28 protein-coding genes and 1 tRNA gene are annotated in these 26,536 nt (G+C 69.5%); 18 read left to right on the forward strand and 11 right to left on the reverse strand.

The genetic code is table 11. From position 1 onward, the window contains the following. The first annotated feature begins 33 nt into the window (after positions 1 to 33). Positions 34 to 1,242 carry an acyltransferase family protein gene (locus ACLIME_RS02830; protein ID WP_411558150.1) on the forward strand — a complete coding sequence of 403 codons (1,209 nt, stop codon included), beginning with the start codon at positions 34 to 36 and terminating at the stop codon, positions 1,240 to 1,242. Here the strand turns inward: ACLIME_RS02830 and ACLIME_RS02835 are convergent. The 5 genes from ACLIME_RS02835 to ACLIME_RS02855 form a co-directional block, all read right to left on the reverse strand. Beyond that, positions 1,163 to 2,638 (reverse strand): glycosyltransferase, encoded by a 1,476-nt coding sequence (locus tag ACLIME_RS02835; RefSeq protein ID WP_411558151.1) that lies wholly within the window; start codon positions 2,636 to 2,638, stop codon positions 1,163 to 1,165. The two genes, ACLIME_RS02830 and ACLIME_RS02835, sit on opposite strands and share 80 nt — an antisense overlap. A gap of 84 nt (positions 2,639 to 2,722) precedes the next feature. Beyond that, positions 2,723 to 3,604 carry a hypothetical protein gene (locus ACLIME_RS02840; protein WP_124769034.1) on the reverse strand — a complete coding sequence of 294 codons (882 nt, stop codon included), beginning with the start codon at positions 3,602 to 3,604 and terminating at the stop codon, positions 2,723 to 2,725. Positions 3,605 to 3,678: 74 nt separating this feature from the next. Then, a complete protein-coding gene (locus ACLIME_RS02845) occupies positions 3,679 to 4,437 on the reverse strand; it encodes an ABC transporter ATP-binding protein (protein WP_079705573.1) in 759 nt (252 codons plus the stop codon). Continuing rightward, entirely contained in the window at positions 4,437 to 5,204 is a 768-nt protein-coding gene (locus ACLIME_RS02850) for an ABC transporter permease (RefSeq protein WP_079705574.1), read from the reverse strand. Before ACLIME_RS02850 ends, ACLIME_RS02845 begins: the two co-directional genes overlap by 1 nt. A gap of 117 nt (positions 5,205 to 5,321) precedes the next feature. Continuing rightward, positions 5,322 to 6,014 carry an NTP transferase domain-containing protein gene (locus ACLIME_RS02855; RefSeq protein ID WP_064296200.1) on the reverse strand — a complete coding sequence of 231 codons (693 nt, stop codon included), beginning with the start codon at positions 6,012 to 6,014 and terminating at the stop codon, positions 5,322 to 5,324. Positions 6,015 to 6,285: 271 nt separating this feature from the next. Here ACLIME_RS02855 and ACLIME_RS02860 point away from each other — a divergent pair, with 271 nt between their 5' ends. From ACLIME_RS02860 to ACLIME_RS02870, 3 genes are all read left to right on the forward strand, one after another. Next, on the forward strand, positions 6,286 to 8,067 hold the full coding sequence (locus tag ACLIME_RS02860) for an ATP-binding cassette domain-containing protein (protein ID WP_411558152.1): 1,782 nt from the start codon (positions 6,286 to 6,288) through the stop codon (positions 8,065 to 8,067). Continuing rightward, positions 8,043 to 9,614 carry a hypothetical protein gene (locus ACLIME_RS02865; protein WP_411558153.1) on the forward strand — a complete coding sequence of 524 codons (1,572 nt, stop codon included), beginning with the start codon at positions 8,043 to 8,045 and terminating at the stop codon, positions 9,612 to 9,614. Before ACLIME_RS02860 ends, ACLIME_RS02865 begins: the two co-directional genes overlap by 25 nt. A gap of 101 nt (positions 9,615 to 9,715) precedes the next feature. After that, positions 9,716 to 9,991 carry a DUF3039 domain-containing protein gene (locus ACLIME_RS02870; RefSeq protein ID WP_064296346.1) on the forward strand — a complete coding sequence of 92 codons (276 nt, stop codon included), beginning with the start codon at positions 9,716 to 9,718 and terminating at the stop codon, positions 9,989 to 9,991. Between the two features lie 43 nt (positions 9,992 to 10,034). Here ACLIME_RS02870 and ACLIME_RS02875 read toward each other — a convergent pair whose 3' ends face one another. Then, a complete protein-coding gene (locus ACLIME_RS02875) occupies positions 10,035 to 11,363 on the reverse strand; it encodes a nicotinate phosphoribosyltransferase (RefSeq protein WP_079705576.1) in 1,329 nt (442 codons plus the stop codon). Positions 11,364 to 11,450: 87 nt separating this feature from the next. Here ACLIME_RS02875 and murI point away from each other — a divergent pair, with 87 nt between their 5' ends. The 4 genes from murI to ACLIME_RS02895 all read left to right on the forward strand — a co-directional run bounded on the left by murI (position 11,451) and on the right by ACLIME_RS02895 (position 14,647). Beyond that, the gene (gene murI / locus ACLIME_RS02880) at positions 11,451 to 12,296 is read left to right on the forward strand and encodes a glutamate racemase (protein WP_411558154.1); all 846 of its coding nucleotides are present in this window, start codon (positions 11,451 to 11,453) and stop codon (positions 12,294 to 12,296) included. Then, a complete protein-coding gene (gene rph, locus ACLIME_RS02885; protein ID WP_064296204.1) occupies positions 12,289 to 13,023 on the forward strand; it encodes a ribonuclease PH in 735 nt (244 codons plus the stop codon). Before murI ends, rph begins: the two co-directional genes overlap by 8 nt. Continuing rightward, positions 13,023 to 13,658, forward strand: coding sequence for an RdgB/HAM1 family non-canonical purine NTP pyrophosphatase (gene rdgB, locus ACLIME_RS02890; RefSeq protein ID WP_411558155.1), 636 nt, complete (start codon positions 13,023 to 13,025; stop codon positions 13,656 to 13,658). The genes rph and rdgB overlap by 1 nt, the downstream gene beginning before the upstream one ends. A 77-nt stretch (positions 13,659 to 13,735) precedes the next feature. Beyond that, positions 13,736 to 14,647, forward strand: coding sequence for a cation diffusion facilitator family transporter (locus ACLIME_RS02895; protein ID WP_411558156.1), 912 nt, complete (start codon positions 13,736 to 13,738; stop codon positions 14,645 to 14,647). A gap of 53 nt (positions 14,648 to 14,700) precedes the next feature. On the opposite strand, the gene ACLIME_RS02900 is transcribed toward ACLIME_RS02895, so the two are convergent. Together ACLIME_RS02900 and ACLIME_RS02905 are read right to left on the reverse strand one after the other, a co-directional pair. Further along, on the reverse strand, positions 14,701 to 15,447 hold the full coding sequence (locus tag ACLIME_RS02900; protein WP_411558157.1) for a DedA family protein: 747 nt from the start codon (positions 15,445 to 15,447) through the stop codon (positions 14,701 to 14,703). Between the two features lie 52 nt (positions 15,448 to 15,499). After that, positions 15,500 to 15,581: transfer RNA gene (locus tag ACLIME_RS02905), tRNA-Leu, on the reverse strand. A 243-nt stretch (positions 15,582 to 15,824) separates the two neighbouring features. Between ACLIME_RS02905 and ACLIME_RS02910 the strand changes: the two genes are divergently transcribed. Next, positions 15,825 to 17,738: an anthranilate synthase family protein gene (locus ACLIME_RS02910; protein WP_411558158.1), complete on the forward strand. Its 1,914-nt coding sequence runs from the start codon at positions 15,825 to 15,827 to the stop codon at positions 17,736 to 17,738. 68 nt (positions 17,739 to 17,806) lie between these two features. On the opposite strand, the gene ACLIME_RS02915 is transcribed toward ACLIME_RS02910, so the two are convergent. Further along, positions 17,807 to 18,550, reverse strand: coding sequence for an NAD(P)H-hydrate epimerase (locus tag ACLIME_RS02915; RefSeq protein ID WP_124769040.1), 744 nt, complete (start codon positions 18,548 to 18,550; stop codon positions 17,807 to 17,809). A 107-nt stretch (positions 18,551 to 18,657) separates the two neighbouring features. Here ACLIME_RS02915 and ACLIME_RS02920 point away from each other — a divergent pair, with 107 nt between their 5' ends. Next, positions 18,658 to 18,930, forward strand: a complete 273-nt coding sequence (locus ACLIME_RS02920; RefSeq protein WP_086473621.1) for a DUF2277 domain-containing protein — start codon at positions 18,658 to 18,660, stop codon at positions 18,928 to 18,930. Between the two features lie 39 nt (positions 18,931 to 18,969). On the opposite strand, the gene ACLIME_RS02925 is transcribed toward ACLIME_RS02920, so the two are convergent. Next, entirely contained in the window at positions 18,970 to 19,362 is a 393-nt protein-coding gene (locus tag ACLIME_RS02925; protein ID WP_241160858.1) for a ribonuclease inhibitor, read from the reverse strand. 95 nt (positions 19,363 to 19,457) lie between these two features. Between ACLIME_RS02925 and ACLIME_RS02930 the strand changes: the two genes are divergently transcribed. From ACLIME_RS02930 to ACLIME_RS02960, 7 genes are read left to right on the forward strand one after another with little or no spacing between them, the layout of a single operon-like run. After that, complete coding sequence (locus ACLIME_RS02930) at positions 19,458 to 20,687, forward strand: CpaF family protein (protein ID WP_411558159.1); 1,230 nt, start codon at positions 19,458 to 19,460, stop codon at positions 20,685 to 20,687. Further along, a complete protein-coding gene (locus ACLIME_RS02935) occupies positions 20,684 to 21,553 on the forward strand; it encodes a type II secretion system F family protein (RefSeq protein ID WP_159878302.1) in 870 nt (289 codons plus the stop codon). Before ACLIME_RS02930 ends, ACLIME_RS02935 begins: the two co-directional genes overlap by 4 nt. Further along, positions 21,550 to 22,488 carry a type II secretion system F family protein gene (locus ACLIME_RS02940; RefSeq protein WP_411558160.1) on the forward strand — a complete coding sequence of 313 codons (939 nt, stop codon included), beginning with the start codon at positions 21,550 to 21,552 and terminating at the stop codon, positions 22,486 to 22,488. The genes ACLIME_RS02935 and ACLIME_RS02940 overlap by 4 nt, the downstream gene beginning before the upstream one ends. 13 nt (positions 22,489 to 22,501) lie before the next feature. Next, positions 22,502 to 22,696 (forward strand): hypothetical protein, encoded by a 195-nt coding sequence (locus ACLIME_RS02945; protein WP_411558161.1) that lies wholly within the window; start codon positions 22,502 to 22,504, stop codon positions 22,694 to 22,696. Continuing rightward, entirely contained in the window at positions 22,680 to 23,105 is a 426-nt protein-coding gene (locus ACLIME_RS02950; protein ID WP_411558162.1) for a TadE/TadG family type IV pilus assembly protein, read from the forward strand. Before ACLIME_RS02945 ends, ACLIME_RS02950 begins: the two co-directional genes overlap by 17 nt. Further along, complete coding sequence (locus tag ACLIME_RS02955) at positions 23,080 to 23,568, forward strand: TadE family protein (protein ID WP_411558163.1); 489 nt, start codon at positions 23,080 to 23,082, stop codon at positions 23,566 to 23,568. Before ACLIME_RS02950 ends, ACLIME_RS02955 begins: the two co-directional genes overlap by 26 nt. A gap of 53 nt (positions 23,569 to 23,621) precedes the next feature. After that, complete coding sequence (locus ACLIME_RS02960; RefSeq protein ID WP_411558164.1) at positions 23,622 to 24,026, forward strand: hypothetical protein; 405 nt, start codon at positions 23,622 to 23,624, stop codon at positions 24,024 to 24,026. A 22-nt stretch (positions 24,027 to 24,048) separates the two neighbouring features. Here the strand turns inward: ACLIME_RS02960 and ACLIME_RS02965 are convergent, their stop codons facing one another. Further along, a complete protein-coding gene (locus tag ACLIME_RS02965; protein WP_079705592.1) occupies positions 24,049 to 25,317 on the reverse strand; it encodes an MFS transporter in 1,269 nt (422 codons plus the stop codon). Between the two features lie 46 nt (positions 25,318 to 25,363). Between ACLIME_RS02965 and prfB the strand changes: the two genes are divergently transcribed. Further along, positions 25,364 to 26,473 (forward strand): peptide chain release factor 2, encoded by a 1,110-nt coding sequence (prfB, locus tag ACLIME_RS02970; RefSeq protein ID WP_079705593.1) that lies wholly within the window; start codon positions 25,364 to 25,366, stop codon positions 26,471 to 26,473. Positions 26,474 to 26,536 lie beyond the last annotated feature (63 nt).

The raw sequence follows: 26,536 nt of genomic DNA on the forward strand, positions 1-26,536 counted from the left end.
CCGCGCCCAGGAGAACCGCGTAGGGTCGGGCAGGTGAATCCGTCCTCCGGGCGACTGGCCTCCCTCGACGGAGTCCGTGGTGTCGCCAGCGTCGTCGTGGTGCTCTACCACGTGTCGTTGCTCGCACGACCCTTCGCGACGGGCCGGATCTCGGAGCCCGCCTGGGACATCGCGACCGAGACACCATTGAAGCTGCTCTTCGCCGGCACCGAGGCGGTGCAGGTGTTCTTCGTCCTGAGTGGTCTCGTCGTCGCGCTCCCGCTGTTGCGAGGCGGCGCGAGCTGGCCGGGGTTCTTCGCCGCGCGGTTCGTGCGGCTCTACCTCCCCGTGTGGGGATCGCTGCTGTTCGCCGCCGCACTCATCCTGCTCATCCCGAGGGATCCCGCCTCGGTGACCACCGGTGAGTGGATCGCGAACGCGAACGCGACGAGCGTCGACCCGCTGCACCTCCTGACGGAGGCCACCCTGACACCGGCGAGCTACACCCTGGTGAACACCCTGTGGTCGCTGCGCTGGGAGCTGATCTTCACGCTCCTCCTCCCGATCGCCGTCCTGCTCGCTCGGTTGCTGCGCCGCTGGGCGTGGCCGGTCGCTGCGTTGATGTCCGTGATCATGGTGCTCGGACGGGTCGCGGGACTGGACGCCGCCGTGTACCTGCCGGCGTTCTTCATCGGTACGCTGATCGCCGTCCGGCTCGACGACCTCCGCGCCTGGGCGGCGGATCGGTCCAGCCCCCTGCAGTGGGCATTGCTCACGGGCGGCTCCGCACTCCTGCTCGTCGCGAGCTGGCTCTCCCGACCGTTCGTCGAGTCCTCCTCCACGCTGGGTCAGGCGCTCTGGGGTCTGTCGGGCGTGGGAGCGGCCGGCCTCATCGTCGTCGCCATCGGAAGCCCGTTCGCCCGGCGGCTCCTCGAGACCCCGCCCGTCCTCTGGCTCGGCAAGGTGTCGTTCAGCCTGTACCTCGTGCACGCCCCGATCCTGGCCACGCTCGCCTTCATGTTCGGCGATGAGCGCTGGTGGCTGGTCGGCATCGTGGGCGTGCCACTCAGCCTGCTGATCGCCGCCGGGTTCTTCCAGCTCGTCGAGCGTCCGTCCCACGGCCTGGCGCGCCGCGTCGGCCGAGGGGTGCAGACGGGGGTCGCGGCGGTGCGCTCCCGGATGCTCAGCCGACGCGAGGGACGAGCGCGTTCCGCTTCTTCCGACGAGCGGCCGCGTGCAACTCCTGAGCCCACCGACGGGTGACGGCTTCGTCGTCGTACTGCTCCGCGGTCGTTCTCGCGTTGCGACGCATCGCGTCGACCTCGGTTTCAGGAAGGGCGAGCAGGCGCTCGATGGCGGCCGACACGACGGCCGGTTCCGCGGACGGCACGAGGAACCCGTTCCAACCGTCGCGGACGATGTCGGCCGGTCCGTAGGGGACGTCGACCACGATGGGAAGACACCCGGCTGCCATCGCCTCGATGAGCACGAGCGGGAAGCCCTCCGAGGTCGAGGTCATGACGAGGAACGAACCCGAGCCGAGCTGCTGCCGGGCGGAGCGGTCGTAGCCGTGGAGGACGACGCGGTGCTCCGGGTCTTCGGCGATGAGGAGCGACTGCAGTTCGTCGAGCAGCTCGCCGCCGCCGTAGACGTCGAGCGTCGGGGGAGGCCCGTCCGTGGACGTGGCGGCGAGGACGGCGCGGATCGCGTGCGCCGGCCGCTTCCGGGCCGTGAGCGAGCCGAGGAACATCCCGCGGCTGCGAGGCCGAGGAGCGCGTGCGACCTCCGGGGCGACGAGTTCGCGCGAGTTCGGGATGACACTGAGCGAGGCGTGCTCGCCGAGCATGGTCGTCACGTCCGCGAGCTGCCGATCACTGAGGAGCGCGACGAGGTCGAAGTCGTCGAGCGCCTCGAACACCGCTCGCCGCGACTCCCGCAGCCGACCGTGTGGCCGTTCCGTGCCCTGGAGGTGCGAGGCGTGCACGACGTGCGCGGTGACGACATTGCGCTTCCGGTAGCTCAGGACGAACGGGGCGATGGTCTTGCTGTCGACGATCATCCAGGCCGGCCCGCCCGCGGTGAGCGCGTCGAACCAGGCGCGGTACAGGGACCAGATGCGTCCCCAGGAGCGGACGGGACGACCCAGCTCGTCGCAGAGGACGACCGAGCGGCCGCCCTTCACACCCTGTTCACGCGTGTCGCGGCGGTCGGACAGGAGCAGGGTGCCGTCCGGTCGGTAGACGTCCACCTGCAGGATCTGACCCGCGTCGTCGTGTCGCTCGCGGCTGAGGACGGCGTCACCGCGGCGTCGTTCCGTGCCGACGTCGTCCAGGGGGAGCGGGGTGAACCCGTGGCGCGCCAGGTCGAGGGACCCACCCGGCAGAGGGTTGTCACGCAGCCAGTCCCAGAGGTTGACGACCCGGAGTCCGTCGATCAGGTCTCCGCGCGTGCGCAGCCGTGACGCCAACTCGGGGTAGTCCGGTCGGTGGTCGAAGGTGAGGACGTCGACCGGGGTGTCGGCCAGTCTGATGAACGCGCGGGAGCGCTGGAGCATCGCCTCGGTCATGCCGCCGAAGTCGTCCGACAGGCCCCAGGTCACCGCGAAGTGGCGACCTTCCGGGAACGGCTTCTGGGGGCGGCGCAGGAAGGGAAGTCTCACCCTCCGACGGTACGCGATGGACCTGGAGGGATGCCGCATCCCGGGCGGCCCGGTCGGGAGTGATCCGGAGCTCGCCTCGGGTGGTCAGGGGCGCTGCTCGGACCCGTCGCCGACGGCCGCATCGCCGCCTGACTCGATGGCCAGGTGCTTCCGGCGTCGGAACACCTGGTCGCGGATCTTCCCGAGGCCCGACCGGCCGGAGACGGCCCGCATCCGCGGCTCGAGGTCGAGTGGGACGACGAACGGCGCCGGTCCGAACGCCTGGCGCGCGGCACGGACGACCTGTCGGCCGAGCATGTGGTTGCCGATACCGCCGACGGCCGCTCCGACGCCGAAGGGGAGCGCCTTGCCGATGACACCGGCGCTGCCGCTCGCCGCGAAGTGCTTCACGAAGCGCACCCGCAGCTGGTCGGCGACGGGACCCACGATCATCGACGGCAGACCCTGGGTGATCGTCTGGCCCCAGAACGCCTGCCGCGGGACTCCCTTGCCGGCCGCCTGGGATCCGAAGTTGCGCAGGAGATCGGTTCCGGCCTTGCCGAGCATCATGGTCATGACGAGCGCGCGGGATCGCATCGGATCCGCCAGGGCGATGCCGTGGACCTCGGTGACCGACTGGGCGAACAGGGCGGTCGCCTCGAGGAACCCCGCCGTCTCGACACCGGAGAGCGCAAGGGTCGTCGCCGTCCCGATCGCCGGGACCACAGCGGTCGCGCCGACGGCGGCTCCCGTCGTCGTCACCGTCGTGAGGTACCGGCGTTCCAGGACGCGGATGAGCTGGTCGGCTGTCGCGTTCGGGTACATTCGCCGGATCGAGCGGATGTGCGCCACGACCACCGGTCGCTGGACCCAGAGCAGTCGGTCGAGCGCCCGTACCCATCCCGGCTCGGGCAGCATGGGCTGCTGTGCGGCGGCGGTGGGGAACTGGGCGGGACCCGGAACGGGTCCCTGCTGCGGTCCGGTCATGACGACCTCCTCGTGGGCGGGGCGGCCAGTCTACGTCGACCCGCTGCGGGTCGACTGACGCTTGCTGGCGGGCTTCAGCTGTTGTAGTCGGCGTTGTAGCGGTCGAGCACGTCGTCGATCGGGGCGTCGAGTACGAGTGCCCCCTTGTCGAGGTAGAGCCCCCTCGTGCAGAACCGCCTGAGGTCCTTCTCGTTGTGCGAGACGAAGAACAGGGTCCGCCCGCCCTCGAGGAGTTCCTCGATGCGCCGGTAGCACTTCTCACGGAACGCCCGGTCGCCGACGGCGAGGACCTCGTCGACGAGGATGATCGGCTCTTCGAGCTGCGCGATCACCGCGAAGGCGATGCGGACCTTCATCCCGCTCGAGAGGTGCTTGTACGGGGTGTCGATGAAGTCCGCGATCTCGGCGAACGCGATGATGTCGTCGAATCGTCCGTCGATCTCGCGGCGCGACATGCCGTGGAGGCCGGCCGTCAGGTACACGTTGTCGCGGACCGTCAGGTCGTTGACGAAGCCGCCGGTGATCTCGATGAGCGGCGCGACGCCCTCGCGCACACCGACGGTGCCCTCGTCGGGCAGCACGACGCCCGCGACGAGCTTGAGCAGCGTCGACTTGCCTTGACCGTTCCGACCGACGACGCCGATCGCCTCGCCGGGGGCGACATCGAAGGAGACGTGGCGCAGGGGCCAGAACTCGCCCGGCTTCGAGCGACGGTCGCGACCGGCGAAGAGGTCCTTGAAACTCCGCCGACCGCCACGGTTGCGCCGGAACCGGATGCCTGCGTCGGCGACCGAGATCGCCGGCCGACCCGCGGTTGCGTTACCTGTGGGCATCAGATCTCCTTCAGCACGGAGCGCTCGCAGCGCTTGAAGACGAGGAGACCGACCGCGAGGATGACCGCCGACATGGCGGCGGACACGCCCACGAGGTGCCAGTTGAGCTCTTGTGGGAAGAACGCGGAACGGTACAGCGCGAAGATGCCGCTGAGCGGGTTGAACGCCGCGAAGGGCTCGATCTTGTCGGGCAGCGCCGTCGTGCTGTAGATGATCGGCGTCGCGTAGAACATGAACCGCAGGATGAGCTTGACGGCGCGCTCGAGATCGCGGAAGAACACGACGAGCGGAGCGACGATCAGGCAGAGCCCGATGGTCAGGACGGCTTGGATGACGATGGCGAGCGGGAACAGCACGATGTCGAGGTTCACCTGCGCGCCGCTGAAGATCGCGAAGGCTGCGAGGACCGGGAGCGCCGCGAGGAACTCGATGCCCTTCGACAGCACGATCCGGTTCACCCAGATGGTCCGGGGGATCGTCGTCGAACGCACGAGCTTCGCCTCGCGCAGGAAGGCGCGCGTGCTGTCGGACACCGATCCGGTGAACCACATCCATGGCAGCAGGGCGGCGAGGAGGAACACGATGTACGGTTCCTCGCCGACGTCGCGCCGGAACACCTGCGTGAAGACGAACCAGTAGATCCCGCTCATGACGAGGGGGTCGAGGATGGACCACACGTAGCCGAGCGCGCTCGTCGAGTAGCGCACACGCAGGTCTCGGACGGTCAGGATCCAGAGCGCGTGGCGATACCTCGCCGAACGCGACATCCTTGGCCGCGTTTCAGCAGAAGAACTCACGTGACCAACCTTATCGAGGCGACGCAGGAACGCCGCCCGCGACGCTCAGCGTCGGGACGGCGTTCGTGTGCGATGTGGACGGGGCCCTCAGACGAAGAGGTTCGCGCGCTCGAGGTCCTCGGCGAAGTCGACCTCGACCGCGTAGAGGTCGGAGATGTCGACCGGCTCGACGAGCATGCCTTCGCGCTCGATGGCGAGCTCGATGCCGCGCTCGAAGTAGTCCTGGTCGCCGACCTTGGTCAGGTAGCGGTGCAGCATCGTCTTGTCCTGCGACGAGATGTAGTTGATGCCCACGGCCTCTCCGAGCCCGCCGACGACGGTCTTCGAGAGCTCCTTGATGTAGCCCTCGGCGCTCGTCGTGTACTTGACCTCTTCGTCGGACACCTTGGAGGTGTTGACGGTCACGAACGAACGGTCCTTGGCGATCATCGCGGCAGCGCGGTCGAGGACGGCCGGGTCGAAGACGACGTCGCCGTTCATCCAGAGCACGCCGCCGGCCTGAGACGCCGCGAGGGCGCGCATGAGGCTCTTCGAGGTGTTGGTCTGGTCGTACTGCTCGTTGTAGACGAAGGAGGCGTCGGGGAAGGCCTCGATGATGTGCTCGAGCTTGTAGCCGACGACGATCGTCACCTTGGCGCTCGCTCCGAACGCGTGGTGGATGTTGTCGAACTGCTGCTGCATGATGGTGCGGCCGTCGCTGAGCTCGGTCAGGGGCTTGGGGAGCGAGCGGCCGAGACGGCTGCCCATCCCTGCGGCAAGGATCACTACCTGGGTGGTCACGTTGTTCTCCTCAGTGTGGGTATGGAATCACGCGGTGCCACGATGCTGTGGACGATTCACCGAGGATTAACCAAGACGTGCATTGAAAGACACTCCGTTATGCCAAAATACAGGCTAGCCGCGGTGAACTCCGTCTGTCAGGGGTTCCCAGGGTCCGTTGTCGTTTTGTGATCGACCACCCGGCGTTTACACAGCTTGGGGGAGATGTGTCAACCGTTCATCCTGAGACTCCGCTGTCCGCTGCGGCCGCCGCTGTTGGTAGGTTTGCTTGGTGACTTCCACGACTCCGCCAGATCCCGCTCAGCAGCCCGCGCCTGCCGACGGCACGTCGACGAGTCCGGGCACGCCGAACCCCGCCGACGCCGCTGGTGCACCTGCGCCGACGACCGCTTCCGACGATCAGGCCGCTGCGGCGCCGACAGCACCGAAGCGCGCACCCCGCTCGACGACGCCTCGGGCTTCCGGAACGGCGAAGGCCCCGGCGAAGCGACCGAGCACGCCGCGCACCCGCACCACGGCGGCGAGCGAGACCTCGGGCGAGTCCGGGGACGCGACCACACCAGCACCGAAGGCGACCACGGCACGCTCGACGACCGCTCGGACCTCGACGGCGAAGACCACGGGCACCAAGTCGACGACGGCGCGCACCACCGCCGCGAAGCGCACGCCCGCGAAGTCGGCTGCTGCAGCCGGTGGTGCGGAGGGCACTGAGTCGGCCGAGACGACCACCGCCCCGAAGGCGCCCAGGTCGACGACGGCGCGCCCCGCAGCCGCGAAGCCGGCGACCAAGGCCGCAGGCGCCAAGACGACCACCGCCCGGACCTCGACGACGAAGTCCACGACGGCCCGGACGCCGGCCAAGCGCACACCGGCGCGCACCAGCGCCGCGAAGCAGACCGAACAGACGGCAGCCGCGGTCGCCGGCGTCCTCGACGAGGTCAGCGCACCGGGGTCGGTCGACCGGGCGACGACGTCGGCGCCGTCCGAGCAGCCGTCCCCCGAGGTCGCCGACCGGATCATCGTCGACGAGCCTCGGCCCGACCACACGCAGACCACGACCCCGGCGAGCGCTTCATCCACCGCCGAGCAGGCTGCGGACGACACGGCTCCGCAGACGACGCCGGCACCGTCGGAGTCCGTGTCGGTGGCGCCTCCGCAGGAGGAGGTCGTCGCTCCGGCGGCAGCCCCCAAGCGTCCTGTCGGTCGTCCCGCGGCGACCCCGCCGTCCGCCGCCACCTCGTCGCCTGCGGCGACGACGGCGCAGCGCACCGAGGCTGCCGACGACGGCGCACATCCCGTCGTCCTGTCGATCTCGGGACTCGTCAAGCAGTTCGGCGACACGGTCGCGGTCGACGGCGTCGACCTCGAGGTCCGCCGGGGCTCCTTCTACGGCATCGTCGGGCCCAACGGCGCCGGCAAGACCACCACGCTGTCCATGGTCACGGGTCTCCTCCGTCCCGACGCAGGGTCCATCACCGTCCAGGGCGTCGACGTCTGGCAGGATCCCGCCGAGGCCAAGCGGGCGATCGGTGTGCTGCCCGACCGGCTTCGGCTCTTCGACCGCCTGACCGGCAGCCAGCTCCTGTACTACTCCGGCGTCCTGCGGGGGCTCGACCCCGCGACCGTCAAGTCGCGGACCGCCGATCTGGCCCGTGCCTTCGGTCTGGACGACGCGCTCGGTCGTCTCGTCTCCGACTACTCGGCGGGCATGACGAAGAAGATCGCGCTGGCAGCCGCACTCATCCATTCGCCGCGGCTCCTCATCCTCGACGAGCCGTTCGAATCGGTCGACCCGGTCTCCGCGGCGAACGTCATCGAGATCCTCCAGCGGTACGTCGCCAACGGCGGAACCGTCGTGCTCTCGAGCCACGGCATGGACTTCATTCAGCGCGTGTGCGATCACGTGGCCATCATCGTGCAGGGCAAGGTGCTGGCCGCCGGGTCCGTCGACGAGGTGCGCGGAACGGGCACGCTCGAGGAGCGGTTCGTCGAGCTCGCCGGGGGCCGCAAGTCGGCAGAGGGAATGGAATGGTTGCACAGCTTCTCCGACTGAAACTGCAGCTGACGCTCAACGCGTTCCGCCGCAGCCCCTGGCGACTGGTCGGGCTCGTCCTCGCGATCGCGGTCGGCGTGTGGATCGTCGTGCTCGCGAGCACCGGTCTCGTCGCGCTGCGCGGCGGCGATCCGGAGGTCACCCGCAACCTGCTCGTGCTGGCCGGATCGGCCGTCGTCCTGGGGTTCATCATCCTTCCGCTCGTCTTCGGCGTCGACGATCAGCTGGATCCTCGGGCGTTCTCGCTCTTCGGGCTGCCCAACCGCACCCTGTCCGTCGGCCTACTCGTGACAGCGCTCGTGTCGGTGCCGTCGCTCGTCCTCGCCGTCCTCGCGGCCTCGTCGGTGGTCACCTGGTCGCGGTCGCCGCTGCCCGCCGTCCTCGCCGCGGTCTCCGCGGTCCTCGGGGTGCTGCTCTGCGCGCTCCTGGCCCGGATCGCCACCTCGATCTCCGCGAGCCTCCTCTCGACGCGTCGCGCCAAGGAGGTCATGGGTGTCCTCGGGCTGGTGCTCATCATCGCCGTGGCCCCGGCGATCATCGCCCTCACCACCGTGGACTGGCAGCGCGACGGGTTCGCCGTCCTCGGCCGGGTCGCTGACATCCTCAGTTGGACCCCGCTCGGCGCCGTCTGGTCGTTCCCCGGTGATGCCGCACTCGGTGGCATCGCGCCGGCGATCGTCAAGCTGCTCCTCACCGCGGCGACGATCGCCCTGCTCTGGTTCGCCTGGCAGGCGTTCGTCGCCCGACTGCTCGTGGCGCCGGAACGCCTCGGGACGGGCCGCGACAGCACCGGTCTGGGCTGGTTCGACCTGCTCCCCGGTTCCCCGTCCGGAGCCATCGCCGCTCGGAGCATGACCTACTGGCTGCGCGACCCTCGGTACCTCGTCTCCCTCGTGATCATCCCGATCGCGCCCTTCATCTTCTTCGTGCCCATGCTCGTCGCCGGCATCCCGATGAACGTCCTCGCACTCGTCCCACTCCCGGTCGTGTGCTGGTTCCTCGGCTGGCTCCTGCACAACGACCTCGCCTTCGATTCGACCGCGGTCTGGTTGCACGTCGCCTCGGGGGTCCGCGGACGATCGGATCGGATCGGCCGGCTCTTCCCGGTGCTCCTCATCGGCATCCCGCTCATCGCGGTCGGGTCGACGCTGAGCATCCTGTTCTACGGCGACTGGGACGCCCTGCCGTCGATGATCGGCGTGAGCATGTGCCTGTTGTTCAGCGGTGCCGGTATCGCGAGCTTCGTGTCCGCGCGGTTCCCGTACCCGACGTCGCTTCCCGGCGACAGCCCGTTCCAGCAGCCGCAGGTCCCGGGCAGCAGCGGTATGTCCGCACAGTTCCTGAGCCTGCTCGGTACGGTGCTCCTCACGATTCCCGCCGGCTGGCTGGCCGTGCTCGGGCTCACCGGTGAGCCGAACTGGAACTTCGGGGCACTCGTGGTCGGTGCCGGTACGGGCATCCTGGTGCTCGCGATCGGGATCTTCGCCGGCGGTCGCGTCTTCGACCGTCGCAGCCCCGAGATCGTCGGCTTCGCCAGCTCGCACTGACCCGACGTCGGCGAGGGCGACCGGATCGGCCCGCAGGAGACCCGAGTGCCGTCCGGCGGTACCATGGAGCCATGGCGCAGCATGACAGCACGAAGCAGCAGATGAGCACGATCGATCCCGGTGGCACGCCCGACGGTGGGAGCACGGCGATCATGGATCGTGAGCTCGAGGAGCTGATCGAGAGCGAGAACATCGAGCCCGGCGATCACGAGCGGTTCTCGCACTACGTCAAGAAGGAGAAGATCCTCGAGTCGGCGTTGAGCGGCAAGCCGGTGAAGGCGCTCTGCGGCAAGAAGTGGACGCCGGGTCGCGACCCCGAGAAGTTCCCGATCTGCCCGGCCTGCAAGGAGATCTACGAGAAGCTCCTCCGCGACTGAGCTTGGAGCGCACCGCGGCCGACGCTGAGACGCGTCGTCGCGGTCAGCCTTCGAGGTAGACGGTCGGGAGCACGGGGTCGCCGCGGGTGAGGCTGACGGCCCGGGGTGGCAGTTCCGCCACGGCCTGCGCCCGGTGTTCCCTCGCCTGGCGCGTCCCCGCGGCGCCGAGGTACTGCTCGTCCACGAGTCCGCCTTCGACGAGCTGGACCATCAGGGGGCGTTCCGAGGCGGCGTCGGCCGCTCCCTCGTGTTCGCCCGCAGGACCGTCGCCGAGGTAGATGCGCTCCTCGCGGGCGACCCCGTGCCGGTCGTAGGCGCGGGCAGCGGTCTTGCGGCCGCCGACGGTCGCCTTCTCAGCCGACTTCTTCGCGACGCTGATCCAGTCGCCCTGGTCGTCGCGGTGCGCGACGAGCTTGTAGACCATGCCCATGGCGGGGGAGCCTGAGCCGGTGACCACGGAGGTGCCGACGCCGTAGGAGTCGACCGGAGACGCGGCCAGGGCCGCGACGGCGTGCTCATCGAGGTCGTTGGTGACCGTGATGCGGGTCGACGTGGCGCCGAGCTCGTCGAGGAGGCGGCGGACCTGGTCGACGACGATCGGCAGATCACCGGAGTCGATGCGTACGGCTCCCAGCTCCGGGCCGGCGAGGCGTACGCCGAGACGCACGGCCTCCTCGATGTCGTAGGTGTCGACGAGCAGCGTGGTCCCGGCGCCCATCGTGTCGATCTGGGCTCGGAAGGCGTCCTCCTCGGAGTCGTGCAGGAGGGTGAAGGAGTGCGCGGCCGTACCCATCGTCGGGATGCCCCAGCTGCGTCCGGCCTCGAGGTTCGAGGTGGCGCTGAAGCCGGCGATGTACGCCGCCCGGGCCGCGGCGATGGCCGACCGCTCGCCCGTCCGACGGGAGCCCATCTCGGCCAGGGGACGGCTGCCCGCAGCTGAGGTCATGCGCGCGGCGGCCGTGGCGACGGCGCTGTCGTAGTTGAACACGCTGAGGGCCAGGGTCTCGAGGATGACGGCTTCGGCGAACGTGCCCTCCACGACCAGGATCGGCGAACCGGGGAAGAAGGCCTCGCCCTCGCGGTAGCCCCAGATCGATCCCGAGAAGCGGTAGTCGGCGAGCCAGTCGAGCGCCGTCGTGCTGACGACGCCCTCGTCGCGCAGCCACTCGAGTTCCGATTCACCGAAGCGGAAGTGCTTGAGCAGTTCGAGGAATCGACCCGTGCCGGCCACGACGCCGTAGCGGCGGCCGCCGGAGAGGCGTCTGGCGAACAGCTCGAACAGGCACTCCCGATCCGCGGTGCCGCGGTGGAGGGCGGCGTCCAGCATCGTGAGTTCGTATCGGTCGGTGAGGAGAGCTGAGGACTCGTGCACCCGTTCAGCCTAGCCGCGAGCGTGCTGGGAACGTGGTGATCGGTCGGTCCGCGACGTCCATCGGCAGGGGCGGTAGGCTGGGTCATCGTGAACGACGCACCCATCGGCATCTTCGACTCCGGCGTCGGCGGACTCACGGTGGCGAGAGCGGTCAGTGACCAGCTCCCCGCCGAGTCCGTGATCTACATCGGCGACACGGCCCACTCGCCCTACGGCCCGAAGCCCATCGCCGACGTGCGGCGCTACTCGCTCGAGGTGCTCGACTCGCTCGTCGACCAGGGCGTGAAGATGCTGGTGATCGCCTGCAACACCGCATCGGCTGCGATGCTCCGCGATGCACGCGAACGCTACTCGGTCCCCGTGGTCGAGGTGATCCAGCCCGCTGTGCGGACCGCGGTCCGGAGCACGAGGAACGGGCGCATCGGCGTCATCGGGACCGAGGGCACGATCAACTCGCGGGCGTATCAGGACCTCTTCGAGGTCAATCCCGAGCTGACGGTGTTCGGCCAGGCCTGCCCCCGGTTCGTGGAGTTCGTGGAGGCCGGCGTCACGACCGGCCCCGACCTCCTCGAGGCCGCGGAGGAGTACCTGGCCCCGCTCCGGCACGCCGGCGTCGACACCGTCGTCCTCGGATGCACCCACTACCCCTTCCTCAAGGGCGCGATCAGCTACGTGATGGGTCCGCAGGTGTCGCTCGTCTCGAGCGACACCGAGACCGCGAACGACGTCTACCGCGTGCTCGTCACCCGTGACCTGCTGCGCGCCAGCAGCGAACCTGCCACCCACCGGTACGAGGCGACCGGGAGCAGTGCCGACGACTTCATCGCCCTCGCCAACCGTCTGATGGGCCGGGAGATCTCCACCGTCTCGCTCGTCCAGACCGGCGTCATCGACCTTCCATCCCACCAGTTCGAGGAGCACATCCATGAGTGACATCGCGCGCGCCGACGGCCGCACCAACGACCAGCTGCGTCCCATCACGATCGAGCGCGGTTGGAGCGAGCAGGCCGAGGGTTCGGCACTCATCAGCTTCGGCCGGACGAAGGTGCTCTGCACGGCCTCGTTCACCAACGGCGTGCCGCGCTGGCTGAACGGCAAGGGTCGCGGCTGGGTCACCGCGGAGTACGCGATGCTGCCCCGTTCCACCAACGAGCGGATGGACCGTGAAGCGGTCAAGGGCAAGATCGGCGGTCGTACCCACGAGATCTCGCGACTCATCGGTCGCAGCCTCCGCGCCGTGATCGACACCAAGGCCCTCGGCGAGAACACGATCGTCATCGACTGCGACGTCCTGCAGGCGGACGGTGGCACCCGCACGGCGGCGATCACCGGCGCCTACGTCGCCCTCGCCGATGCGATCGAGTGGGCGCGCGGCAAGAAGTTCATCTCGCAGAAGGCGTCTCCCCTCACCGACAGTGTCTCGGCCGTCTCGGTCGGGATCATCGACGGTGTGCCCATGCTCGACCTCGCCTACGTCGAGGATGTGCGCGCCGAGACCGACATGAACGTCGTCGTCACCGGCGGCGGATCGTTCGTCGAAGTGCAGGGGACGGCCGAGGGCGCCCCGTTCGACCGCCGCGAACTCGACTCCCTGCTCGACCTCGCCGTCGGTGGCGCTGCGTCGCTCAAGGCCATCCAGTTCGAGGCCCTCGGACGCTGATGAGCGTCGAGATCGTCCTCGCGACGCACAACCAGCACAAGGTCGAGGAGTTCCAGCGGCTCGTCAGCCGCGACGTCCCCGGGATCACGGTCCTCGCCTACGACGGCCCGGAGCCCGTCGAGGACGGCACGACCTTCAGCGAGAACGCGTTGATCAAGGCGCGGGTCGCCGCCGCGCACACCGGTTCCATCGCGCTCGCCGACGACTCCGGCATCGGCGTCGAGATCCTGGGTGGATCGCCGGGTATCTTCTCGGCGCGTTGGGCCGGCTCGCAGCACGACTCGACCGCGAACCTCGCCCTCCTCCTCGATCAGCTGCGGGACGTGCACGAGGAGCATCGTGCCGCCTGGTTCGCCTGCCACCTCGCCCTCGTGGTGCCACCGGGGATCGATGGGACGGAGCCGTTCGAGCACGTCGCCGTCGGCACCTGGCGCGGAGCCCTCGCGACGGAGCCGAGCGGGACGAACGGCTTCGGCTACGACCCGGCGTTCATCCCGGACGGTGAGCAGCGGACGGCGGCGGAGCTGTCACCGGCGGAGAAGAACGAGCTGAGCCACCGCGCGCTCGCCTTCCGAGCACTCGTCCCGGTGCTGCAGCGGCTCGTGCCCGAGGGGCCCGCTTCGACCACCAGCTGAGCATGATACTCAGGACCATTCCTATCTCGGCATGAACCCTTCCGCGGGCGCTGGGAAGCTCCTACGGTTGATGCATCATGGGTCACGATCACGCACACGCCGGCACCGCCAACCGCAGGAGACTCGCGGTGGCGATCGCCATCATCGCGACCGTCCTCGTGGTCGAACTCGTCGGCGCCTGGGTGAGCGGTTCGCTGTCGCTCCTCGCCGACGCCGGGCACATGCTGTCCGACCTCACCGGGCTGATCATCGCGCTCGTCGCCACGATCGTCGCCGCCCGACCGGCCACCGACCGCCAGACCTTCGGGTATCAGCGCGCGGAGGTGTTCGGCGCGCTCATCAACGCGCTCATCCTGATCGCCGTCGCGGTGTCGGTCCTCATCGAGGGGGTGTCCCGCCTCGTCGAGCCGGCGGACGCGGAGGTCAAGAGCCTTCCGATGTTGATCGTCGCCGTCATCGGTCTCGTGGCGAACCTCGCCGCCCTCCAAGTGCTGCGCGGCGGCCGCGACACGTCGATCAACATGCGCGGTGCGTACCTCGAGGTCCTCGGTGACCTCCTCGGCTCGATCGCCGTGATCATCGCCGCGGTGGTCATCATGGCGACGGGTTTCGCTCAGGCCGATGCCATCGCGTCGCTCGCGATCGCCGCGATGATCGTGCCGCGGGCGTGGTCGTTGCTCCGCGACGTCGTCCACGTCCTCAGCGAGTCCGCACCGTCCGACACGGACGTGCAGGAGATCAGGGACCACCTGCTCGGCACCGACGGCGTCGTGGCCGTCCACGACGTCCACGTCTGGCAGATCACGTCCGGACAGCCGGTCTTCTCAGCACACGTCGTCGTCGAGCAGGACGTGTTCGCCGATGGTGGCACGGGGGAGCTGCTCGACCGTCTCGGTTCGTGCCTCCACGACCACTTCGACGTCGAGCACTCGACGTTCCAGCTGGAACCCGAGGAACACGCCTCGCACGAGGAGTCGCACCACCGCTGACGCGTGGGCGGTCCGGCTGTCGCGACCGCTCGTGCGAGCGGCGCCACCGGTGATCAGACCGTGTCGTGCCCGCGGTCGCGCTTGAAGACGTCCTGGTCGGCGAGCTTCGAAGCCGCGGCCCGACGCTCCTCCTCGGTGATGGTGCCCTGCAGCGCCTTCGCCTTCCGGCTGGACTGGATGTAGTGCCAGGTGGTCGGGATGAGGGTGAGGACGACGGCCCCGATGAGGATGACGTCGATGTAGTTCTGCACGAAGGTGGCGACCGGGGGGATGTATCCGAGCAGGTAGCCGAAGAAGGTGAGCCCTGCGCCCCAGATGAGCGCGCCGATGAGGTTGTAGAGCGAGTACTTCTTGTAGTTCATGTGGCCGATGCCGGCCGCGACCGGGGCGAAGGTCCGGACGATCGGGACGAAGCGCGCCAGGATGACCGCGAGGGCGCCGAAGCGCTCGAAGAAGGCGTTCGTCCGCTCGACGTTCTTGATGCTGAAGAGGCCGGACTCCTTGCGTTCGAACACCTTCGGCCCGAGCTTGTGCCCGATGAGGTATCCGACCTCGCCGCCGAGGAACGCGGCGAACCCGATCGCGAGGCAGACCCACCAGATGTCGATCTCGATGACGCGGGCGGAGCCGAACGCGAGGAGGCCGGTGATGACGAGCAGGGTGTCGCCGGGGAGCAGGAATCCGACGAGGAGGCCGGTCTCGGCGAAGACGATCGCGCAGACCACGACGAGGGCCCAGGGACCGACGGCCGTGATGATGCCCTCCGGGTCGAGCCAGGGGATGAGGGCGGTGTGGACCATGCGGAGCTCCTGCTGTAGGGGGAGGGATGGAACGGCGTACGACGATGTCGCGTGCGGGAGAAGGGACTTGAACCCTCACGCTCGAAAGCACAGGAACCTAAATCCTGCGTGTCTGCCAATTCCACCACTCCCGCGGCCCGCTCAGTCTACGGGAGCGAGGTCGGGAACGTCCTGAGCTTCGGGGGAGGAGCCGCGGCCAGCGGAGCCCGGGTCGGCCCGTGTATGCTCGGCTCCATGCGAACGACGTGTGCAACGAGCTGGTGGCCCGCCTCCTAGGCGGACCGCGCACGTGCACACACGACGACTCGACCGCCTGACAGGGCGGTCGTTCTCGTTCGGAGGCCCTGTCGGATCGGTCCCAGCCTGAGGACACCACCATGACCACCCTGCTCCACCGCGTGCTGCACGCCGGCCCCGACTTCCCGTTCGCGGTGCTCCGCCGACACGGCAGCGACACCGTCGACCTCTACACGGGCGATGTCGTCGACGTCGAGTCGCTCGCCGACATCCCGCTCGGATCCGCCGGCGACGACCACCAGCCCGAGGTCCTCACCCTCGTGCCGTATCGCCAGGTGCGTGAGCGCGGCTTCGCAGCGATGGACGACGGCGCTCCGCTGCGCTGCCTCGTGGTGAGCGAGCGTGAGACGGTGACGCTCGCCGAGCTGCTCGACCGACTCCCCGCCGACGCGGTCCCGCTGGTCGACGGCGGGTTCGACGTGTCCGACGAGGACTACGCGTCGATCGTGCGCCGCGTGATCGAGGACGAGATCGGACGCGGCGAGGGAGCCAACTTCGTCATCCGCCGCGAGTTCACCGCGACGACCGAGGTGCCGGCCGAGCGCGCCGTCCTCGCGTGGTTGCGCGCGCTCCTGTCGGGGGAGACCGGCGCCTACTGGACCTTCGCCGTGCACACGCCGGGCGTCTCGATGGCCGGTGCGACGCCCGAGCGCCACGTCGCGGTCGCCCGCGACGCGTCGACCGGTGAACGCACCGTCACCATGAACCCCATCAGCGGCACCTTCCGCCACCCGCGCTCCGGCGCGACCGGCGACGACTTCCGCGCGTTCCTCGGCGACGTCAAGGAGACGGAAGAGCTCTTCATGGTCGTCGACGAGGAGATGAAGATGATGAGCCGGGTGTGTGCCTCCGGTGGACGCATCCTCGGACCCTACGTCAAGCAGATGTCGCGCCTCACCCACACCGAGTACCTGCTCGCCGGGACGAGCGAACTCGACGTCCGCGAGGTCCTGCGGTTGACGATGTTCGCACCGACGGTCACCGGCTCGCCCATGCAGAACGCCTGCTCGGTCATCGCCCGCCACGAGCGGAACGCGCGCGGCTACTACTCCGGCGTGCTCGCGCTGTTCACGCCGGTGGGCGACGGCGACTACGAACTCGACGCACCGATCCTCATCCGCACCGCCTATGTCGACGACGCAGGCCTCGTCCGCGTGCCCGCGGGTGCGACGCTCGTCCGTCACTCGGATCCCGAGTCGGAGGTCGCCGAGACGGCGGCGAAGGCGGCCGGCGTGTTGACCGCTCTGGGCGTCATGGCACCCGCCGAGCTCGGCCCGACCGTCGACCTCGCGGCGGAGCCCGGAGTGCAGGACGCGCTCCGAGCGCGGAACGAGCGTTTGGCGTCCTTCTGGTTGCAGCCGCAGCACCCGGCGCCTGTCGGTTCACTGTCGGGCCGTACCGCGGTCATCGTCGACGCCGAGGACGAGTTCACCGCGATGCTCGCCCACCAGCTGCGCCACTTCGGGATGACCGTCAGCGTGGAGCACTGGTCGGCGGTGACCGACGCACTCGTGGACGTCGACCTCCTCGTCGCCGGTCCGGGTCCCGGCGACCCGCTCGACCTCGCCGAGCCGCGGGTCCGCCGGATGCACGAGATCGTGTCAGCGCGTCTCGCCGCCGGAGCGCCGCTGCTCGCCGTCTGCCTGAGCCATCAGGTGCTCGCGATCCAGCTCGGACTGCCGATCGAACGCCTCGACGCGCCCCGACAGGGGCTGCAGCTCGACCTCGACCTCTTCGGTGAGCAGTCGCTGATCGGGTTCTACAACACCTTCACCGCACGGCTGGCGGGTGAGGCTCCGGTCGGTGGGGTCGAGATCGCCGCCGATGCGGCGTCCGGCGACGTGTTCGCGATGCGTGGTCGTGGGTTCGCGTCGGTCCAGGGGCACCTCGAGTCGGTGCTGTCGCGCGACGGGCTCCGGACCCTCGGCTCGCTCGCGGGCCACGCGCTCGCGGGGGTCGCATCAGGGCGATCGGCTGCCGCCGTCGGCTCCTGAGCGTCAGGCACTGCCTTGGTGGTCGGTGTTGCCGATCGCCCAGGCGACGGGCCGGGCTGAGCAGTCGGTCAGGCGTCCGCCTGGTCGAGCGTCGTGAACGGCGTGACGTCGGCCAGCTGCGGCCCGAGACCGATGTCGATGAGGCGGACGTCGCCGGCGTAGGCCGAGCCGGGCGGGATGAGGAGCCCGGCCTTCACCGCGCCGAAGGTGACCGTGACCTCCGCCGGGAGGACGGCACCCTCGGGGACGCTTCCCTCGTCGGGGTCGATGCCGCTCGGGACGTCCACGGCGACGACCGTCGGTCCGCCGGAGTTCTGCACGACTGGGAGGACCGCCTCGACGATCGCCTTCGGCGCACCGCGCAGGGTGGGGTTCCGGCTTGCCCCGATGCCGAACACGGCATCGACGACGATCGCGGCGCCCTTGGCCTCGTCGGCGGTGTCGTCCGGTTCGGCGGGGGAGTTCATGAGGAAGCGGACACCGGCCTCGACCGCCGCGGCGTAGCCCGCCTCGTGGGCGTGGTCACCCGTCCTGGCCACGACGAGGTCGAGCGGGACGTCGTCCGGACCGGTCGTGCCGGCGAGCTCCGCCGCCGCGAAGAGGGCATCACCGCCGTTGTCGCCTGAGCCGACGAGCAGCAGGATCTTCCAGACGTCGGGTGCCTCGCCCTCGAGGCCCTCAGCGCGATCGGCGAGGACCGTCCGCAGTTCTTCGGCGAGTCCGTGGGCGGCTCGCGCCATGAGTGGTTCCCCTGCGTCCAAGAGTGGTGCCTCTGCGGCTCGGACCTGGTCTGCGGTGTAGCCGTTGATCATGGCGCCCACTCTTCCGGCTCGGGTCGACCGCCGCAAGCGGTTGCGGCGCGGGACCAGCACCGGAATCACCTCTGGATCCTGGCGTGCGCCGGGGCTACCATGCCTGCATGTGCCGGAACATCCACACCCTCCACAATTTCGAGCCGGCGGCGACCGACGACGAGGTCGGGGCCGCGGCGCTCCAGTACGTGCGGAAGATCAGCGGGTCGACGAAGCCGTCCCAGGCGAACGCTGAGGCGTTCGATCGAGCGGTCGCGGAGATCGCCCACATCACCCGCCATCTGCTCGAAGACCTCGTGACGACCGCCCCGCCGAAGGATCGCGAGGTCGAGGCGCAGAAGGCGAAGGAGCGTTCGGCGAAGCGGTTCGCGACAGCTTGAGCGCGGCGGGTTGAGCGCGACCGCCGGTTCCACACCTGGTCAGGCGAGTTCGAGTCGGATGTCCGGGTGGCCGGCGAAGACCTCGAGGAGCAGGTCGAAGTAGGTCTTGCCGCGGCCGGCGTCGAGGTCGTCGAGCTGCGCGGTGATCCGAGCCGTGTCGAACGGTGTGCCCCGCTCGAGCTTCTCCTGTAACCAGGCGCGGGTGGCCGTGACGCCGAGTGCGGCGCGGCTCGCGTCGTGCTCCGTCCAGACGAAGTGCACGTCGTCGAGATCGCGGAGCGAGCCGATCCCGCCGTAGAGGACGTCGTCGAGGGCGTCGAGGCTCGGGCCGAGATCCCAGTCCTCGTCCTGCATCACCAGCTCGTTCATCACCGCGTAGAACGAGAAGATGTCGTGGATGCGGGAGCCGTCGATGCGGAAGGTGGTCGGCACGGTCCCCGAGCCTAGTGACCGGTCGGTGACGCGTCGAGCGGGGGTGCTGTGGATAACTTCTGCGGGGTGTGGCCGGTGTTCGTCAGGATGGCGGCATGGGGACAGCGGCGGAGATCATCACGGCGCGCGTGCGTGACCGGGTGCGTGAGGAGTTCGGGGAGCCGGGTCGGCGTGGGGGAGCGGGGCGGATCGCCCGTGAGGAGGTGCGTCGCTATAACGAGCGGGCGTTGAACGACACGACGCCGCTGATCGACGATGAGCACGGGATGACGAGCGAGGTGCTCGCCGCGGTGACGGGGTTCGGTGCGATCCAGCCATTACTGGATGATCCGAGTGTCGAGGAGATCTGGATCAACGAGCCGACGAAGGTGTTCGTCGCCCGTGGTGGGGTGTCGGAGCTGACGGACGTGGTCCTCGGCGAGGGTGATGTCCGCGACCTCGTGGAGCGGATGCTGCGTGCCACCGGTCGACGGGTCGATCTCGCGAACCCGTTCGTCGACGCGTCCCTTCCGGACGGCTCGCGGTTGCACGTCGTCATCCCCGACGTCACGCGTCGGCACATGTCCATCAACGTCCGCAAGTTCTCCGCACGGATCCGTGATCTCGGTCAGCTGGTGGCCGCAGGGTCGATCAGCTATCAGGCCGCCGAGTTCCTGCGCGCGAGCATGACCGCGGGGGCGAACCTGCTCGTGTCGGGCGCGACGCAGGCCGGCAAGACCACGATGCTCGGCGCCCTCATCGCCTCATTGGACCCGGCCCTCCGCATCGTCACCGTCGAGGAGACCTTCGAGCTCGCGCCGGGCAACCGCGACGTCGTCGCGATGCAATGCCGACAGGCCAGTCTCGAGGGCACGGGAGAGATCACGCTGCGTCGGCTCATCAAGGAGGCGCTCCGCATGCGGCCGGACCGCATCGTCGTCGGCGAGGTCCGGGAGGCGGAGAGCCTCGACCTCCTGATCGCCCTCAACAGCGGATTGCCCGGGCTCTGTAGTATCCACGCGAACTCCGCGCGCGACGCGATCGGCAAGCTCTGCACGCTGCCACTGCTGGCGGGCCGGAACATCGACTCGGGGTTCGTGCGCCCGGCCGTCGCATCATGTGTCGACCTCGTCGTGCACTGCGAGCTCGACCGATCCGGACGCCGACGGGTGGCGGAGATCATCGCGGTCGGCGGGAGCGGGGAGTCCCACACGATCGAGGCCTCCACCCTCTTCGAGCAGCGAGACGGAGAGCTCCGCGCCACCGGTCGCTTCCCGTTGAACGACGCGAAGTATCGTGCGGCCGGGATCTCGCTCGCCTCGATCCTCGCCGTCGGCGAGCGATGAGTCTCGTCGTCGGAGCGGTCCTCGCCGCAGGCCTCCTCCTCACCGTCGCACCCTGGTGGTGGCCGGACCCGGAGCCGCTGCGCGACACCCTGGAGCGGTGGAGGCCGGTCGCTGCGCTCCGCGAACTCCTGATCCTGGCCGGTCTGCCCGGTCGGTACTGGGCGGCCGCCATCGTGGTCTCCGTCCTCGCCGGTCTCGTCTCCGGCGCGGTGGTCCAGGCGCTCTGCCGCGTCCTGCCGTTGAGCGCCGTCGTCGCTGTCGCCGGACTCGTCGCCCCGGTGATCGTGCTCCGAGCCCGCGCCACTTCGCGACGTCGCCTGCAGCGGGGACTGTGGCCGGATGTCGTGGACCACCTGTTGTCCGCGATCCGGTCAGGGCTCTCGCTCCCGGATGCGGTGGCCGCGCTCGACACCGTCGGACCCGCACCGCTCCGCCCGGCGTTCGCCGCGTTCAGCGCCGACTACCGTGCTGCCGGCCGCTTCGCCGACGGCATCGACGACCTGAAGACCGCGCTCGCAGACCCGGTCGCCGACCGCATCCTCGAGACGGTGCGCATGGCCCGCGACGTGGGAGGCACGGAACTGCCGGCGGTGCTCAGAGCGCTGTCCGCGGGGCTCCGTGAGGAGTCGGCCATCCGAGCCGAGGCCGAGGCGCGACAGTCCTGGGTGGTGAACGCCGCCAGGCTGGGCGTCGCGGCACCCTGGGCGATCCTCCTGCTCCTGTCGTCCCGGCCGGAGGCCTCGGCCGCCTACAACTCCCGGGAGGGAGCGGTCCTGATCATCGCCGGCGTCGTGGTCTCCGCTCTCGCCTACCAGGCGATGCTCCGTGTCGGACGCCTCCAGCCCGAACGACGGTGGTTCCGGTGAGTGCAGACGGAGCGTGGGCCGTCAGCCTCGGAGCGACCCTCGGGGTCGGCCTTTGGGCGCTCGCGATGCTCCTGCCGGCACTCGGACGACCGCGGCTCGCGGACCGCATCGCCCCCTATGTCGCCGACCTCTCCAGCGACGCCCGCTCGCAAGCCGCGCGCCGCTCGACCGACCCCCTACCGGTCCTCGGGACCCTGCTGGTCCCGGTCCTCCGCGCCGTTCGATGGTCGCTCGGCCTGGTCGGCGCCGATCAGGAACTCGTCATCCGTCGATTGGGTCAAGCCGGGGGACCGACGCTCGAGCGGTACCGACTGCTGCAACTCCTCTGGGGGCTCGGTGGCTTCGCGGTCGCCGCGGCGCTCGCCGTGTTCTCCTTCAGCAACGGACGGCTGCCGCTCCCGTTCGCAGCACCGGTTCCCGCGCTCGGGGCGGTGGCCGGAATCGTCCTCCGCGACCAGCTGCTGGCGCTCGCCGCCGGTGGGCGCCTCGCGCGGATCGAGGAGGAGCTGCCGACGGTGCTCGAGTTCCTCAGTCTGAGTCTCGCGGCCGGTGAAGCGATCACGGATGCTATGGACCGCGTGGCGCGCATCGGGTCCAGCGGGGAGCTCGGCAGGGAGTTCCGCCGGGTGATGGCGGACGTCTCCACCGGTATCCCGTTCGCCACCGCACTCCGGCAGTTCGAGGCACGACTCGCGATGCCGATGCTGTCGCGATGCGTCGACCAGATCCTCGGTGCGCTCGAACGCGGCACACCGGTCGCAGCCGTGCTCCTCGATCACGCCCACGACGGACGCGACACCGCCAAGCGCCGTCTCCTCGAATCCGCCGGGAAGAAGGAGGTCGCGATGCTCGTGCCCCTCGTCTTCCTGATCCTGCCCCTGTCCATCATCATCGCCGTCTTCCCCGGAGTGTTCGTGCTCCGGACCGGCTTCTGACGAAAGGTTCCACATGTCCTCCCCCTCCTTCCTCGACCGCACGCTCCACCGGCGTCGTTCCCTCCTCGCCGAGGAGCGCGGCGACGTCCCAGGCTGGGTCCTCATCACGCTCATGACGGCCGGGCTCGTCCTCCTCATCTGGGGTGTCGCCGGCCCGGCGCTCACGCAGGTGTTCGAACAGGCCATCGATCGTGTCTCCGGCATCTGAGCCCGAGATCGGCGGATGGCGGACGAGGCTCGTGCGCGGCGAGGACGGATCAGCCGTCGCCGAGTTCGTGTTCGTCGGAGCGATCCTCACCGTCCTGATGATGTCCGTGGTCCAGCTCGCACTCGCCCTCCACGTCCGGAACACGCTCATCGACGCGGCGGCGGAGGGTGCCCGGTTCGGCGCACTGGCCGACACCGAGCTGCTCGACGGCGCCGATCGAGCACGCCAGCTCATCGCCGTCGCCGTGGGGGAGGGATACACGGGTGACGTCAGCGCCACGCTGGCCGATCGTCGCGGGGCAAGCGTCGTCACCGTGACCGTCCGCGCACCGCTTCCGGTGGTGGGCTTGATCGGACTGCCCGGCGTCTTGGAGGTGGAGGGTAATGCAGTCCTCGAGACACTCGAGTGATGAGCTGCGTCGCCGAACGACCGCACGGGACGACGACGGATCGGCCTCCCTCGAGTTCATCACCGTCGGTCTGGTCCTCCTCGTGCCGATCGTCTATCTCATCGTCGCGCTCGCCGAGGTGCAGGCGGCGGTGCTCGCGGCCGGCGGGGCCGCGGCGCAGGCGGCGAAACTCTACGCGCGGGCCGACGACGACGCCACGGGTCGCGACCGCGTCGAGGACTCGCTCGCACTCGCACTGGACGACTTCGGGCTCGACCGGTCCCAGTCGTCCGTCACCCTCGACTGTGCACCAGCCGGTCTCCCGTGCGGGCAGCGCGGCGGCGCCGTCACGGTCACCGTCGACATCCTCGTCGTCCTACCCTTGATGCCCGAGATCGTCGGCGTCCAGGCCGCGGTCCCCGTGACCGGCGCCGCGACGGCACCGATCTCCCGGTTCGATGACCGGTTCGGCGAGGCGGAGTGAGGGTTCCGGGCGGGCGCCGACGTCCGGACGTCGGGGAGGAGGACGGGTCCACCATGCTCCTGACGATCGGATTCGCCGTGGTGGCGCTCGCCGTGGTCCTCGTCGGGAGCGCTGCCACATCCCTGTACGTGGAGCACAAGCGGCTCCTCGACCTCGCCGACCGCCTGGCCGCGACCGCCGCGGAGTCCTTCTCCATCGACGACGTCACGTTCCAGCCCGACGGGACCTTCCGACCTGTCCTCGATGACGACTCGGTCCGTTCGAGTGCACGCGACGACCTCATCACCGGTGGTGCGGGTGCGCTCACCGGCGTTGAGATCGTCGCGGCGCGGACCCCGGACGGCCGGAGTGCGGAGGTCTCGCTGGCGTCGGATTGGCGGCCGCCGATGCTGACGCTGTTCGTCCCGCAGGGCCTCCGGATCGAGGCGACCGCGAGTGCGCGCAGTGTCTTCTGGTGACGGCGGACGGGCCTCCCGACGATCAGGGGAAGGGGCGCGTGCCGCGATCGATGAAGCGGGGGATGAACCGGAAGAGGAGGAACGCGCCGATGAGCCCGACACCGCCGATGGTGCCGGCGGCGAGGGAGATCGACGCCGCTGCGGTGATCCCGGACATCGCCAGGGGAGCTGCGGCTGTGCCCGCGTCGCCCAGGAAGCGATAGGCGCCGAGGAACGGCGCGGGACGGTCCGGTGGCGCGAGGTCGGAGCCGAGGGTCATGAGGATGCCGCTGCCGAGGCCGTTGGAGAGTGCCAGCACGAGGGCGACAGCGATGAACCAGACCCGCGCTTCATCGAGGTCGTGCGTGAAGGCCAGGACGATGAACCCGGAGCCCAGCCCGATCATCGACGGGACGGCGGTCCAGATCCGCCCCCAGCGGTCCATCACCTGACCGCTGGCGTAGAAGAGGGCGAACTCCACCGCGCCGACGACGCCGATGATGAGCGCCGTGTCCGTCTCCGAGACGCCGATGCTCACGGCCCACAGGGGGAGCAGGACCGCCCGACACGAGCGCAGGGCGCCGACGAGTGCGGCGGTCGTCCCCATCCTGGTGAGGACCGCGCCGTGGGCTCGGATCGAAGCGATGAGGCCGCTCGACTCCTCGGACGCGAGCTCTTCTCCCTCGGTCCGCTCCTCGCCGTCGGCGGTGCGCGTCGACGGCGGTCGCCCGAACATCTCCGCCGGGTCGGGGAGGACGAGCAGGGTGATCGCGGAGCCAGCGCAGCAGATGACCATCACCCAGAACGCCGCCTGCGACGTCCCGGTGAGGTGGATGACGCCCGCCGCGAGGAACGGGCCGATGAACGTGCCGGCGCGGAAGACACCGCCGAGGGAGGAGAGCGCCCTCGCCCGGTACCGCATCGGCACGTACGTCGTCATGAACGCGTGCCGGGCCAGACCGAACACGGCGGTCGCGAGCCCGATGCAGAAGATGCCCACGGCGAGGACGAACGGATTGGGGGAGATGGCAGCCGTCGCGACCCCGACGACCGCGAGCAGCGCCGCCCACATCATCGCGAAGCGTTCGCCGATCCGACTGACGATCCACCCTGACGGGACGTCGCCGACGAGTTCGCCGAGCATGATGAGCGAGGAGATGACGCCGGCGACGGCGAGCGTCGCCCCCAGGTTCCCGGCGACGGCCGGGATGATGGGGATGATGGCGCCTTCACCGATGGAGAACAACAGTGTGGGGAGGAAGACCGAGACGGCCACGGAGCGCAGCTGGAACGGGCGTTCGTCGGAAGTCATCCCCTCGATCGTACGCCCGCGGCCCTGCGCGGTAGGCTGAAGCCAAATGTTTGACTTGGACCTCTCCACACAGATCAGTACCCTCCGCTCGACCTTCGACGACATCCGCACCGTCGTCGACGTCGACCGTCTCGAAGCCGAGATCGCGACGCTGAGCGAGCAGGCGGGTGCCCAGGATCTCTGGGACGACACGACGAACGCGCAGAAGGTGACGAGCGCCCTCAGTCACCGTCAGTCCGAACTCGCCCGCATCACCAGCATCGCGAACCGGCTCGACGACCTCGAGGTGCTCATCGAACTCGCGACCGACGCCCAGGACGAGGAGTCGGCCGAAGAGGCGCGCCAGGAGCTCATCAGCCTGCAGAAGGTGCTCGGCGACCTCGAGGTGCAGACGCTGCTGAGCGGCGAGTACGACCCGCGCCCCGCCGTCGTCACCATCCGCGCCGGTGCGGGCGGTGTGGACGCCGCCGACTTCGCCGACATGCTGTTCCGCATGTACCTGCGGTGGGCCGAGCAGCACAAGTACCCGGTCACCGTCATGGATACGAGCTACGCGGAGGAGGCCGGCATCAAGTCGGCCACCTTCGAGGTCGACGCGCCCTACGCCTTCGGCACGTTGAGCGTCGAGGCGGGCACGCACCGCCTGGTGCGCATGAGCCCCTTCGGTGCCGCCGGCAAGCGTCAGACGAGCTTCGCCGCCGTCGAGGTCATCCCGCTCATGGAGGAGACGGAGATCGTCGAGATCCCCGAGTCGGACATCCGTGTCGACGTCTTCCGGTCCAGCGGCCCTGGCGGCCAGTCGGTCAACACCACCGACTCCGCCGTTCGCATCACCCACCTGCCGACCGGCACGGTCGTCTCGATGCAGAACGAGAAGAGCCAGATCCAGAACCGCGCCGCGGCGATGCGCGTGCTCCAGTCGCGACTCCTCCTCATCCAGAAGGAGCAGGAGGCCGCGACGAAGAAGGAGCTGGCCGGCACCATCACGGCGAGCTGGGGCGACCAGATGCGTTCCTACGTGCTCGCGCCGTACCAGATGGTCAAGGACCTGCGCACGGAGCACGAGCAGGGGAACCCCGCAGCGGTGTTCGACGGCGATCTCGACGGGTTCATCGCCGCGGGCATCCGCTGGCGGTCGATGTCGAAGCCGGAGTAGCGCAGCGCGGCATAGTGTTCGCCCAGCCCTCGTACAGGGTACGGATCGCGGGCGTGTCCTGCC

Origin of the sequence: Plantibacter sp. MPB07 (assembly GCF_046619465.1) — a bacterium.
GTDB classification, from domain to species: Bacteria; Actinomycetota; Actinomycetes; order Actinomycetales; family Microbacteriaceae; genus Plantibacter; species Plantibacter auratus.

Excerpts from the sequence above, each read along its gene's own strand:
- ACLIME_RS02870 (WP_064296346.1), top strand. The coding sequence starts at position 9,716 with ATGAGCACGATCGATCCCGGTGGCACGCCCGACGGTGGGAGCACGGCG.
- ACLIME_RS02915 (WP_124769040.1), bottom strand. The coding sequence starts at position 18,550 with ATGATCAACGGCTACACCGCAGACCAGGTCCGAGCCGCAGAGGCACCA.
- rph (WP_064296204.1), top strand. The coding sequence starts at position 12,289 with ATGAGTGACATCGCGCGCGCCGACGGCCGCACCAACGACCAGCTGCGT.
- ACLIME_RS02960 (WP_411558164.1), top strand. The coding sequence starts at position 23,622 with ATGCTCCTGACGATCGGATTCGCCGTGGTGGCGCTCGCCGTGGTCCTC.
- ACLIME_RS02930 (WP_411558159.1), top strand. The coding sequence starts at position 19,458 with ATGGGGACAGCGGCGGAGATCATCACGGCGCGCGTGCGTGACCGGGTG.
- ACLIME_RS02865 (WP_411558153.1), top strand. The coding sequence starts at position 8,043 with ATGGTTGCACAGCTTCTCCGACTGAAACTGCAGCTGACGCTCAACGCG.
- ACLIME_RS02910 (WP_411558158.1), top strand. The coding sequence starts at position 15,825 with ATGACCACCCTGCTCCACCGCGTGCTGCACGCCGGCCCCGACTTCCCG.
- ACLIME_RS02955 (WP_411558163.1), top strand. The coding sequence starts at position 23,080 with ATGCAGTCCTCGAGACACTCGAGTGATGAGCTGCGTCGCCGAACGACC.
- ACLIME_RS02850 (WP_079705574.1), bottom strand. The coding sequence starts at position 5,204 with ATGTCGCGTTCGGCGAGGTATCGCCACGCGCTCTGGATCCTGACCGTC.
- rdgB (WP_411558155.1), top strand. The coding sequence starts at position 13,023 with ATGAGCGTCGAGATCGTCCTCGCGACGCACAACCAGCACAAGGTCGAG.
- ACLIME_RS02965 (WP_079705592.1), bottom strand. The coding sequence starts at position 25,317 with ATGACTTCCGACGAACGCCCGTTCCAGCTGCGCTCCGTGGCCGTCTCG.
- ACLIME_RS02895 (WP_411558156.1), top strand. The coding sequence starts at position 13,736 with ATGGGTCACGATCACGCACACGCCGGCACCGCCAACCGCAGGAGACTC.
- ACLIME_RS02845 (WP_079705573.1), bottom strand. The coding sequence starts at position 4,437 with ATGCCCACAGGTAACGCAACCGCGGGTCGGCCGGCGATCTCGGTCGCC.
- ACLIME_RS02840 (WP_124769034.1), bottom strand. The coding sequence starts at position 3,604 with ATGACCGGACCGCAGCAGGGACCCGTTCCGGGTCCCGCCCAGTTCCCC.
- ACLIME_RS02945 (WP_411558161.1), top strand. The coding sequence starts at position 22,502 with ATGTCCTCCCCCTCCTTCCTCGACCGCACGCTCCACCGGCGTCGTTCC.
- ACLIME_RS02935 (WP_159878302.1), top strand. The coding sequence starts at position 20,684 with ATGAGTCTCGTCGTCGGAGCGGTCCTCGCCGCAGGCCTCCTCCTCACC.
- ACLIME_RS02920 (WP_086473621.1), top strand. The coding sequence starts at position 18,658 with ATGTGCCGGAACATCCACACCCTCCACAATTTCGAGCCGGCGGCGACC.
- ACLIME_RS02900 (WP_411558157.1), bottom strand. The coding sequence starts at position 15,447 with ATGGTCCACACCGCCCTCATCCCCTGGCTCGACCCGGAGGGCATCATC.
- prfB (WP_079705593.1), top strand. The coding sequence starts at position 25,364 with ATGTTTGACTTGGACCTCTCCACACAGATCAGTACCCTCCGCTCGACC.